This window comes from Streptomyces sp. bgisy130 (genome assembly GCF_057708345.1).
Genome location: NZ_JBYISA010000030.1, coordinates 75,011 through 86,730, shown reverse-complemented (window position 1 = coordinate 86,730; position 11,720 = coordinate 75,011). Strand labels below are relative to the sequence as shown.

Genomic DNA, 11,720 nt, shown 5'->3' with positions numbered 1-11,720 from the left:
TGGCACCGCCCCCCGAGCGCCAACTGGTGGCTCCCCAAGCCCGATCGCGACACGCTGCGGGCGACGAACTGATCAACACCCATCCGTCTGACCACGGTCATTCACGGTACGCACGAGAAGCTCGGACAGCCGCCCATCACAACGTTTCCGCAGTTCAGGCGGCATTCCGATGCCCTGGCCACCGTTGATTCCCAAGCTCAGAGCGCGGGTTCGATTCCCGTCACCCGCTCCACACAGAAGCCTCAGGTCAGCGACCTGGGGCTTGGTTGTTGTCTGGACCATTTGGGGCGCGTGCCATTCGCGTGCCATAAGGGACCAATGAATGCACGGAGTTGGCACCCGCAAGGCCCTCCGGAATGACCGAGCCCTGACGGGTCGCCATATCGGGCGCCAAGGCCGAAGTGGCGTTCGGCGGCCGCTGGGGCATCGAGGCGTTCTCCCACACCCCCTGGCTGACCGTTACCACCCGGCACGCCGACTACCGGTTCTGAGCCCCAGCGAGGGCGTGCCGTTCGGCGCGACCTGGCAGGTCGGTCCGAACGGCACGGCCGGTCAGGGCTCGTCGGCCCTGATGGGGACGTTACGACTTGTGGATGAGCTTGCCGACGGCGTTGGCCTCCATCACATGGTTGCTGGTCAGGAACTTCCAGGGCAGGTTGACGAATCCGTGGTCGCCCCAGTTGGGGCCCCAGGAGTTCTCGACCCGCACGCCCTTGCTGTTGTAGCCGACGATGGTGACCCCGTGACCGCCCGCGTACTGCTCACCGGAGGCCGGGTAGTACGCGTAAGAGGCGGCCTTCTGCTGGCTGAGGTAGAAGAAGCTGTTGTACACGCGCATCGAGATGACGACCGGCTCACCCTTGGCCAGCGCGGCCATCACGTCGGCCTTGATCTGGCTGCCGGTGTGCAATGGGGTGTAACCGGACAGCTTCCAGTGCGCGGCGTTGGCTCTCTCGCTCGCGGTCGGCTGGGTGGTGTAGTCGAAGTCCCCCTGCCAGTAGTGCGGCCTGGAGTCGATTCCCTGCGACATGGCTATCTTGAAGTGCTGCTGCGGCGCGCTGCCATTGTCCTGCCCCTTGGAGATCTGGGCGTAGGTGTACATGGGCGCCCGGGGGTAGGCAGAGATCTTCTGCTCCCGCTCCAGGATGGTGTAGGCCGTGTAGTCGATGGCCCACGCGGCACAGGAGCCGACCTGGCCCTGATTGCCGGGCGTGGGGGCGTACTTGGTCAGATCGACGCTGGCAGGAGGGGTCGCACCGACCTTCTCCTGCGAGGTGCCGGCGCCCACCACGCGCGGGGCGGCGGACACCAGCCGGGACTCAACCGAATGGCGCAGCACGGAATCGCGCCACGTCGACCGGGAGGGCAGAGCGCCAAGACCATGCGGCAGTTTGCGGTGCCCGGCCTGCGGTGCCTGGACAGGGGCTGGGTCGCGATCGGGTACGTCGGTGCTCGCCGAGGAGACCCCGACGGTCACGGCCCCCAGGGCTCCCGCCGTGGCGAGCGCGATGAGAGTGCGCGACTTGCCGCTGATGGTCTTCCACTTGTGGGAAGCACGACTCATGGATGTCCTCCTGGGACTGCCAGGGCCCTGACAAAGGCCGCTGCGAGGCAGCACTTCTGAGCCCTGGGTGAGACGGCCGGGACGGATGTCCCGGCGTGCGTGGGTGTCTTGGAGCCCGGCGTACGCGATCCGGCCGTTCGACGAGGCGAACGGTTCGCGCCTGGAGCCGGGAAATGAGAGAGAAATCCGGGGCGCCACTCAAAGAATTGAGGGCTGCCACGGCTCTCGTGAACTGGACGCTTTCGAAGGCATGTCCAATGGGCAGCAGAAATTAGCCGAGCAACATGTCTCGACGCAAGACCCAAGTGGCGGCAATCACAAATTCGTTGCCGAGGAAGAGGGCATAAGGGACCGCATCCGGCGCGCGGCGCCACGGCCTTACGGAACCGTGCCGTCGCCCGTTCCGCACCTCCGGATGCCTTCTGGGCAGGTACGGCAACGGCGCAGTTCACAGCAGGTGTCGCCGCAGGCTCCGGTGCGCGCGACGGAGCGCGGTAAGCCACGCCGGCACCTCACACCAGGGGATGTGACGGCACGGGATTGTTCCGTCCACGAACTCGCCGCACTGTGAACTCCATTGCCCGGCACCGCTATCTCCGATGACACGAGCAATACCCGACGGACAACCTAAATGTCCTTACATCGGCGTCCATGTGCAGGTGATGTGCCGGAATGACGGGAGTCGTCGAGGGGCCCGGCGGGTTTCGGAAAAAAATTTCTGGGTTTCTGTTATCCGGCCCGGCCCGCCAAGGTCTCCCAGGTATCGAAGGCATGCAGACGCGATTACGACAGAGAGCCGACAGAGAGCGAGGACGGACATGACGCCGGAACGTGAAGCCGCGGTCGTCGCGGCTGCGCAGGCAGGGGATCCGCAAGCGAAGGACGAGCTTGTGGCCGGCTATCTGCCGCTGGTCTACAACGTCGTCGGACGCGCGCTCCACGGTCATGCGGACGTCGACGACGTCGTGCAGGAGACCATGCTGCGCGTCCTGGACGGCATGGCCGGCCTGCGTAAACCGCATCGGTTCCGCTCGTGGCTGGTGTCGGTGACGATGAACGAGATACGCCGGCACTGGCGCAGTAGACAGGCGGCGGCCGCCGATACCGGGGTGGACGAGATGACCGAACTGGCCGATCCCGGTGCGGACTTCGTCGACCTGACCATCATTCGGCTGGGGCTTTCCGGTCAGCGCCAAGAGGTCGCCGAGGCGACCCGGTGGCTGGACGAGGACGATCGCGTCCTGCTGTCGTTGTGGTGGCTGGAGGCCGCGGGTGAGTTGACCCGGTCCGAGGTGGCCGCCGCCTTGAGGCTGCCTGCGCAGTTTGTCGCGGTGCGGGTGCAGCGGATGAAGGCGCAGCTGGAAACCGCGCGGGTGGTGGTGCGCGCGCTGTCGGCGGCGTCTCGTTGTCCGCGGCTGGAACCCGTCGTGGCCCGGTGGGATGGTGTTCCCTCCACGCTGTGGCGCAAGCGCATATCCCGGCACGTCCGTGACTGCATGGCCTGCTCGGGGCGGCGCAGCGGCCTCATACCGGCGCAGAGCCTCCTCGTCGGCATCGCCCTGGTGCCGCCGAGTGCCGCTGCCGCCGGCGCCTGGTCGGCGGCTCAGGCAGGCCACGCTACGGCGGCGTTCGGACCAGCAGCCCAGCTGACCGGTCTACGCGGCGGAAAGGCCGCAGCCATGCGCCCGACGACAGGGCGGCACGCATCGCACCGGCCGACCGGTCGAGGCGGCAGCCGGTCCGGCGGCCACCGCCGTCCACGGGTCCGGCCCCGAGGCACGCACATACTCGCCGGAAGCGCCGCGGTGACGGCCGCGGCAACCGTGATATCCGTATCCTTCGGCTCACCGGACAGTACCCGGCAGGGCGACTCCAAGCCCGCCGCCGTCCACCCGGTCCAGGTGGAGGCGGCGCCGGTAACCGACCCACCACCCCCTACCCCATCCCCCTCGGCCACCCATCGGCCGGTGGCCTCGCCCAGCCGGAAACCGACCGTCGCGCCACGCACCACCGCACCGTCCCCGACCCACCCGGCGCCCACCCCCTCAAGCACTCCGCCCTCGCAGCCGGCCGCCGACGCGGTCGAGCAGGTCCTGGCCTTGATCAACCAGGCACGAGCCGCCCATGGACTGCCGGCCTACACCCTCACCACCGGCCTCACGCGCAGCGCGACGGCGCACAACACGGCGATGGACAACGGGTGTGGCCTGTCCCACCAGTGCCCAGGCGAAGCCTCGCTGGGCGACCGGGAGAAGGCTGCCGGCGTCAAGTGGGGCGCCGCAGGAGAAAACATCGGGCAGGCATCGGCAGGACCGGACGCCCAGCAGATCGCGAAGGCCGCCGTCAGCCTCACCCAGGACATGCTGAACGAGAAACCACCCAACGACGGCCACCGCCGGAACATCCTCAGCAGCACCTTCACCCACGTCGGCATCGCCGTCCACCGCAATCCCCACGGCACCGTCTGGCTCACCCAGGACTTCTCCGACTGAGCGCCCCACGTCGGCGAGTTCACGCGCTGGGCCAGTGCGTGGAGGATGGCCTGCACATCGGTACGGAAGTGCCGCTCCAGTGCCGTCGCGAGGTCGCAGCCCGGTCAACACCGGTCACGAGGGGTACAACGGGACACCACCGGGCGGCGTGGGAAAGCAGCGTTTCCGAACGGCGAAGGGCCCGTACGACATCGCGTCGCACGGGCCCCGGCGCCGGCTGTCTGCTCAGCCGGCAACTAGCTGCTCAGAACAGCCCCTTGTAGCCCTGCCAGGCCGTTGCGATCTGCGTACGGGCGCTGAACGAGCCCTTGCCGTCGCCGCTGTTGCGGTAGACGTTGCCGCTGGTGTCGCGGGCGACGAGGTCTGCCTTGCCGTCGCCCGTGAGGTCTCCGACACCCACGAGGGCGTTGTACGAGGAGCCCCAGTTGGTGAAGACCACGACCCGGCTCTTGAACTGCCCGTCCGCCGTGCCGTCATAGCGGTACAGCGTGCCGTTCGTGTGGCGGGCCAGCAGGTCGCCGTAGCCGTCGCCGTTCAGGTCGCCGGCCCCGATGAGGTGGGTGTAGGCCGTCCATGCCGTGCGGATCTTCGTGCGTGCCTTGAATCCGCCCGTGCCGTTGTCCGCGTAGAGGTAGATGTCCCCGGTGGAGGACTGGCGGGCGAGCAGGTCGGTGCGGCCGTCGCCGGTGAGGTCGCCCGGTGCGGTCAGTACGTTGTACTGGTCCCAGCCGGTGCTGAGGACGGTGTGCGAGCTCGACGGGGTGTAGCCGCCGCCGGCGCATTTGCCGGTGTAGCGGCGGAGTTCGCCGTCGGGCATCCGGACCAGCAGGTCGTTGCAGCGGTCCTCGCCCAGGTCGCCGAACGGGACCGCGACGGTGCCGGCCGGCCAGCCGCTGCCCGACGCCTTGGTGCCGAAGGCGCCCGTGCCGTTGCCGTAGTGCGTGGTCAGGTAGCCGGCGGAGCTGAGCGTCAGCAGGTCGCCGGCGCCGCCGTTGAGGTCGTGGAAGCCGCGCATGCCACCGGTGAGGCCGAAAGTGCCGGTCAGCGACAGGTCGGCGCCGGAGCCGTCGGCGGGAGCCGCGGTCAGCTGCCAGGTGTAGGTGCCGTCGACCGCCCATCTGCCGGCGTCCGTACGGCCGTCCCAGGTGGCCTTGAGGGCCGCGGCGCCGGGTGCCGCGTCGAGGGTACGGACGGTCTTGCCGGTGCGGTCCTTGATGGTGACCTTGGAGCCGGTGGCGGGCTTGGAGAGCTGCCAGGTCGCCTGCCACGCCGGGGCGGTGGCGGACTTCAGGTTCACCGACGTGTCGACCCGCGACTCGATCTTCGCGAGCGCGGAGGTGGGCACGCCGGAACCGAGGATCTGGAGATCCTTCCGGTTGTCCGCGAGGAAGGCGATGCCACTGCCGAAGCGGTCCGCGTCGAGGTACTTCCCGTTGGCCCACTCCGGCGTCTGGGCCAGGGTCGTGGTCGAGCCCCCGATGGGCGTCACCAGCAGCCGCTGATTGTCGGTGTCGTGGGTGAGGACGTAGCCGTCGCCGAGCGTGCCCTCGTAGGGGCCGCCCACCTGCTCCTTGGCCACCCGGTCGTACACACCGTGGCCGCCCGAGATGTTCAGCTTGCAGTCCCAGGACACCCAGCGGCCGACGGCCTGCACGTCCACCGGGACGCAGTCGTCGCCGGTCTGCACGGTCTCGGTCGCGCCGCTCTTCAGGTCGAGGGAGGTGAGCGTGCCCGCGGTGCTCCCGGCCGTCCACAGCTTGGTGCCCCATACGGCGGCTCCGCCGCGGCCCTTGTAGGTCCGGATCACCTTGGCGCCGCCCGACGCCTCGAGGTCGACCACGTACTGGACGTCGCTGTCCTGGCGTTGGCGGTCACCGAAGACCACATAGCGGCCGGAGGCGGAGGTCACCCAGGTGCGGACGTCCGCCGGCAGCTGCTCGCCGGTCGCCGGGTCCGCCGGCTGCACCACCGTCTTCTTGCCGCCGGGCGCCACCACCTCCAGTGCGTAGCGGCCGTCGTCGCCCTTGGCCGTCAGCGCGTACCGGCCGTCACCGGTACCGGTGACGTATGCGGCGTAGAACTCCTTCTGGGCGTCCCCGGTGGCCTGTGGATCGGGTTGTGCCAGCAGCGAGCGGTCGCCGGCCGACTGCGTCTGGCCGAGCGTGATGTCCCGCCGGTAGAGGGAGGCGAGGTAGTTGCTGTCCCGCTCCGTGGTGACCAGCTGCCCCGCGGTCAGCGAGACCTCGTCCACCGCCGCACGCTTGGCCGCCACATCCCGCAGCTTGGTCAGCGCGAGACTGCCGTCGGCGGCGGCCGTCACCTTGCGCACGGCCCAGTCCTGCGCCGAGTCGCCACCGGTGACGATGACGCCGCCGCCCGGGACCTGGGCCATCTCCGCCTGGGCATGCGGCAGCAGCGTCGTTGCCTCGCCGCCGTCGAGCGGTACGGCCTTGAGCGGCTCGCCCCGCCGCTGGAGCAGGTCGCCGTCCTTCCGCTGAACGTCCCAGGCCGTCAGCAGCGAGTCGCCCGCGAGCGCGATGCGTGCGGTGCCCTCACCGCCCGACGGCAGCGTCACCTTGGTGTCCGGGCCGTCCAGCGCGTCCCGGCTGAGCACGCGCACGGTGGTGTTGCCGTCCGCGGGCGAATACCAGGCGAGGCGGGTGTCGGAGAACACCACGCGGGCGCCGGCTCCTCCGGTCGCACCCGGCAGGACGGGCCGTACGCGCGCCGACTCCAGGTCCAGCAGGCCGATGCCATGGGTCCCGTCGGGCGCCGCGTACCAGATCGCCACCGAGTGGGTGTCGCCGCCGAGCACGGTGTCGTACCGCTCCACCCAGCCGTTCAGCCCGGTGACCGGAGTGTCCGACAGGCCGGCGGCCGTCTTCCGCAGGATGTGCAGACCGTTGATCTCGCCGTTCGCATCGCGGGTGGCGGTGAGCACGGCGTCGCCGAAGCTGCCCCTGAAGATCTGTCCGGCGGGCAGGGTCAGGCTGGTGGACGTGCCCGCCTTCATGTCCTTGAGCGTCACACGGTCCGTGAAGGAGGCGCTGACGACGTCGGAAGCGGTGGCGGTGACGGTGTCCGAGGAGGAGCCCGCGAAGGTGGTGGTTCCGTCGTACGGGGTCCACTGGTAGTCGCTCAACGCGGCGGCCGAGGCCGACTCGCGCCGTTCCAGGACCCCCGTGGAACCTGCCCCGTAGACCGGGTTGCCGGTCGGCGCGTAGCGGTCGGGCGACTGGATCACCAGCGGCTGTGTCTCGGCCTGCGCCTGGGAGAGAAGGAACGATGCGCCGCCGGCCGCGAGACCGAGCGCGGCCGTGGCGGCGATACCGCCGCGTATGAGCGTGCGTCTATGACCTGGTTTGTGGCGTGCAGCCACGTCATACCTCCAGCTGAAGGGAGAACGAGGGCGGCCATGCATCGCGGAATGGGGGTCGTCGCGGCGCCAGCCTCTCGAAAGCTGAGGGAAGATAACACGGCCTGACCAGCGAAGTCGACGCTGGTCGCGACAACGCCATGGTGTTTCACCGGCGGGCGGCGCTGGATGTTTTGGGCCCCCGGGCCCACGCGCCGGCGTGCCCGGAGCCGGCGCCGAGGTCAGGCGTGCTGGGCCCCGCGGGCCAGCAGCATGAGGGCGTCGACGAGTTCCTCGGCGGGCCGGCCGGTGGCCAGGCTGCGGAGCTGGAGTCCGAAGATCAGCGCGACGGCGCTGCTCGCCAGCCGCTCGGCGTCGGGTACGCCGAGGCCGGTGAGGATCCGGGCGGCCAACTGGTCGTACGCGGCGAAGGACTGGTCGGCCGCGGTGCGCAGCCGCTCGTCGCGGCCGGCCTGGATGTAGAGCTCGAACGGGGCGATGTGCCTGCTGCCGAACGGCGCGCCCCCGGCGACCTGGTCGACCACGGCGGCCGCCCGATCGGCGTCCGTTGCCTCGGTTCCGTCGGTTCCGTCCGCTTCATCGGTTCCGTCGGTCTGGCACTCGGCGGCGAGCTCGGTGAGGCGCCGGGTCTCCTCCGCGACGAAGTGCAGCAGACTCTCCCGCAGCATCTCGTGCTGGGTCGCGAAGTGGTAGGTGACCGATCCGAGGGAGACCTTGGCCTCCTTGGCGATCCGCCGGTTGGTGACCCCGGCGACGCCGTCCTCGGCGATGATGCGCAGGACGGCGTCGATGATGCTCTGCCGGGTTCCGGGGTGCTTGGACATAGCGTCATTGTGCCAGCGGCGCCCTCCTGGCTCGGGGGAAGGGCCTGGACCGCTCCGACCAGCGCACATCGCCCTCAAGCAGATATCCGCCATTGACACGTCCGCCCCGCCCTCCGTACTGTTCGTTCGAACGAACAGTCTTTCGGAGGCACATCTCATGCGCATCGCAGGTTCCACCGTTCTCCTGACCGGGGCCTCGGGCGGCCTAGGCCAGGCCCTCGCCCGCGGACTGGCCGCCAAGGGCGCCAAGCTGGTCCTCTCCGGGCGCCGTGCCGATGCCCTGGAGGCGCTCGCCGACGAGCTCGGCGCCCGCGTGGTCACCGCCGACCTCGCCGACCCGGACCAGGCCGACCGCCTCGCCGAGGCCGCCCCCGACACCGACATCCTGATCGCCAACGCCGCCCTGCCCTCCACCGGCGATCTCCTCGACTACACGCCCGAGCAGGTCGACCGCGCACTGACCGTGAACCTGCGCGCCCCCATCATGCTGGCCCGCGCACTCGCCCCCCGGATGGTCGCGCAGGGCCGGGGCCATATCGCCCTCGTCGGCTCGATCTCCGGGAAGGCGGCCACCAAGCACTCCTCGCTCTACAACGCGACCAAGTTCGGGCTGCGCGGCTTCGCGCTCTCCTTCCGCCAGGACCTGCACGGCACGGGGGTGGGGGTCTCCCTCGTCCAGCCCGGCGCCGTACGCGACGCGGGCATGTTCGCCGTCACCGGCGCCACCCCGCCGACCGGCGTACGCATGGTCTCCCCGGACCAGGTGGTGACGGGGGTGGTCCGGGCCGTCGAACGCGATCTGTGCGAAGTCAACGTCGCACCGGTCGAGTTGAGGGCGCTGAGCGCCATCGCCGGCCAGTTCCCCGGCCTCGCGGAAAAGGCACAGCGCGGCTCCAGCGCCGAGCGCACCATCAACCAGGTCGTGGCGGCCCAGCGCGACAAGCGGTAGCCGGAATCCCCCTTCCCTTCCTTGTGCCGATGACGGTCGTGCCGCCGCCCGGAATTCGGAGCCGAACCGGTGGACGCGCCCTGGGAGAAGGTGATTCGATCAGTCTCGAAGGTCGGGACAGGGAAGGCACCCAGTGATCACCATTCCCCTGAGCGCGGACGCGCTGGCGGCCACCCGGTTCGCGGTCTCGCCTCTGATGCACGTCGGCGCGGTGCTGCACCCGTGCCGGTCGAACGCGGTGCCCCACGGCTCCTTACCGAGCCGCGAAGTCACCGACGCATTAGGGGAGAAGCGGCTGCACCTGCTTGCCGCGGTACGAAGAGTGGTACACACCTTCGCTCCGGTCTTCTACGCCCCGGTCTTCCTGACGCCCCCGCCGCCCGCGGGCCGCCCCGCGGACCCGCACGAGGATCTCCACCGCGTCGCCACCGCCCCCAGCCACCTCGTGGCCCGGCAGATCAGCCGGCTGCTCGGCGCGGAGCCGCAGCGGACTCCCGCCGCCTCGGGCGCGCTGCGCACCGTGCGGGACGCCGTGGACCGCGGCGAGCGGGACTTCGCCGACCGACTCGCCTGCGAAATGGACGCGTTCTGGGACGGGCACCTCGCCCGGCAGTGGTCGGCCGTCGCCGCCCACGCCGAGGAGGACATCACCCTGCGGACCCGGCTTCTCGCGGACTACGGCATGGGCGGCGCACTGGAATCGCTGCACGAGGCCTTCTGCTACGGCGACGGTTCCCTCCGCCTGCTCGACCGGCTCAGCGCCGAGGTGCCCGGGGGCACCCACCTCGTCCTCTTCCCCTCGCCCCTGGCGCACAACTGGCTGCTCAGCGTCGACCCCCGCGGGGAACGCCCCGTCTATCTCATCTACCCCACACACCCCAGAGCCGCGTCCGCCCGACCGGGCAGAGAAGCAGAACAGGCGCTCAGCGAGGTAATCGGCCCCACTCGCAGCGCCCTGCTGGCCGACCTCGACGTGCCGCGCACCACCACCCAGCTCGCCGCACTCCACCGCCTGAGCCCCTCGACCGTCTCCTACCACCTCGCCCGACTCCACCGGGCCGGGCTGGTCACGCGCGCCCGGATGCGCAATTCCGTGTACTACCAGCGCAGCCAGGAGCCCTCCGGGACCTTGTAGGCGACGCCACCCTTCAATGGGACCCACTCCCCTTGCACCCCGCGTTGCGGATCCTCCAAGTCATCGCCTCGCGTTAGGTGTCTCACCGGTCGTTCGAAGCTCCTCGAATCACCTTTTGTCTCGCCGTATCGAGGGCTTGAATCATCGTGCTGCGCGGCTTCGCGCTCCCCCACCTCGGGGGATGAACGGACCAGCCGGCACCCGACCAACATCACGTGGATCACGTACATCACGTGCATCACGCGAGAATGACCAAAGGGGAAGCATCATGCGTATCCGTCACGTAGCCGCTGCGAGCGCCGCCGCTGCCGCACTCATGCTCGGTCTCGCACTGCCGGCCTCCGCCGATGGCCATGCGGACGCTGCCCCGGCCAAGCGCGTGGCCAAGAAGGTCATCGTCTACCAGGACCCCAAGTTCAAGAACCGGAGGGCGACCTTCACCCACAACATGCGGAACCTGAAGGACGTCGGCTGGAACAACACCATCAGCTCCGCCAAGAACGTGGGCAACCGCACGGTCACCTTCTACCAGAACGCCGGCTACACGGGCGCCCACTTCTCCCTGGGGCCGCACGAAAAGGAGCCCCACTTCGGCGATCTCGCGGGCATGGACAACGCCACGAGCTCCATCAAGTTCAGCTGACAGCAGGTCCGTTCAGCAACGAAGGCAGACGGGCGGGGTGCGGCGACGGGGGGCCGCATCCCGCCCCACTGTCAGCCGCCCGCCGCGTTCTGCACCGTGACGACGGCTGTCCGGTCACGACTGGCTGTTGAGGAAGCCGATCAGGCTGGCGCCCCACCAGCCGAGTTGGCTCACGGTGGCGGCTGTGCCGGACTGGATGCGCAGGGCGCGGGGGACCGGGGCGTTTCCGCAGTGGGCGAGGAGCTGGCCGAGCCAGTGGGCGTAGAGGCCGTTGAGGGTGATGGCCAGGACGAGTCCGAGTTTGAGGAGGGTCAGTGGTGCGGACAGGTCCGGGTGGAGAAACAGGCCGGTGATCACCAAGCCGGCCAGTCCCAGCCAGATCGGGGTCTGGAGGGTGCAGGCGGTGCGCAGGACGTCGGGCAGGGGGCGCCGGCCGAGCGTCCACAGCAGGGCGAACCAGTCGACGGCGAGCACGGAGCCCAGTCCGACGACGAGCGCCACGAGGTGCAGGAAGCGGGCGGCCGTCTGGAGGGGCGGGTCGGCGTGGAGGTGGCCGGCCACCCAGCAGGCGGCCGCCAGGGCGGCAGTGCACAGGATTGCCAGGGCGGCGAGCGCCCACAGGGGGGTCGGCGGCTTCTCGCGGACCGCGGCGCGGTCGTCGGGCGCGGCCCACCGCGGCACCCCGGCGGGCCGGGGAGCCGCGGCAGCCGTCGGCCCGTCGGAGATCGGGGACACGG

The 11,720-nt window shown here is 70.0% G+C and carries 8 protein-coding genes; 4 read left to right on the top strand and 4 right to left on the bottom strand.

All coding sequences use genetic code 11. The features are described from left to right. Positions 1-580: 580 nt before the first annotated feature. Positions 581-1,564, bottom strand: a complete 984-nt coding sequence (locus AC3EUV_RS29330; protein ID WP_435604243.1) for a C1 family peptidase — start codon at positions 1,562-1,564, stop codon at positions 581-583. A gap of 818 nt (positions 1,565-2,382) precedes the next feature. On the opposite strand from AC3EUV_RS29330, the gene AC3EUV_RS29325 reads away from it, so the two are divergent. Further along, positions 2,383-4,056: a sigma-70 family RNA polymerase sigma factor gene (locus AC3EUV_RS29325; RefSeq protein WP_435604242.1), complete on the top strand. Its 1,674-nt coding sequence runs from the start codon at positions 2,383-2,385 to the stop codon at positions 4,054-4,056. A 244-nt stretch (positions 4,057-4,300) separates the two neighbouring features. On the opposite strand, the gene AC3EUV_RS29320 is transcribed toward AC3EUV_RS29325, so the two are convergent. Beyond that, positions 4,301-7,435 carry an FG-GAP repeat domain-containing protein gene (locus AC3EUV_RS29320; protein ID WP_432141212.1) on the bottom strand — a complete coding sequence of 1,045 codons (3,135 nt, stop codon included), beginning with the start codon at positions 7,433-7,435 and terminating at the stop codon, positions 4,301-4,303. 218 nt (positions 7,436-7,653) lie between these two features. Continuing rightward, positions 7,654-8,256, bottom strand: coding sequence for a TetR/AcrR family transcriptional regulator (locus AC3EUV_RS29315; protein WP_432141213.1), 603 nt, complete (start codon positions 8,254-8,256; stop codon positions 7,654-7,656). Positions 8,257-8,413: 157 nt separating this feature from the next. On the opposite strand from AC3EUV_RS29315, the gene AC3EUV_RS29310 reads away from it, so the two are divergent. From AC3EUV_RS29310 to AC3EUV_RS29300, 3 genes are all read left to right on the top strand, one after another. After that, positions 8,414-9,205 carry an SDR family NAD(P)-dependent oxidoreductase gene (locus AC3EUV_RS29310; RefSeq protein WP_432141214.1) on the top strand — a complete coding sequence of 264 codons (792 nt, stop codon included), beginning with the start codon at positions 8,414-8,416 and terminating at the stop codon, positions 9,203-9,205. A 133-nt stretch (positions 9,206-9,338) separates the two neighbouring features. Beyond that, positions 9,339-10,340 (top strand): ArsR/SmtB family transcription factor, encoded by a 1,002-nt coding sequence (locus tag AC3EUV_RS29305; protein ID WP_432141215.1) that lies wholly within the window; start codon positions 9,339-9,341, stop codon positions 10,338-10,340. Between the two features lie 268 nt (positions 10,341-10,608). Continuing rightward, positions 10,609-10,983, top strand: coding sequence for a peptidase inhibitor family I36 protein (locus AC3EUV_RS29300; RefSeq protein WP_432141216.1), 375 nt, complete (start codon positions 10,609-10,611; stop codon positions 10,981-10,983). A gap of 114 nt (positions 10,984-11,097) precedes the next feature. On the opposite strand, the gene AC3EUV_RS29295 is transcribed toward AC3EUV_RS29300, so the two are convergent. Continuing rightward, positions 11,098-11,718 carry a hypothetical protein gene (locus AC3EUV_RS29295; RefSeq protein ID WP_432141217.1) on the bottom strand — a complete coding sequence of 207 codons (621 nt, stop codon included), beginning with the start codon at positions 11,716-11,718 and terminating at the stop codon, positions 11,098-11,100. Positions 11,719-11,720 lie beyond the last annotated feature (2 nt).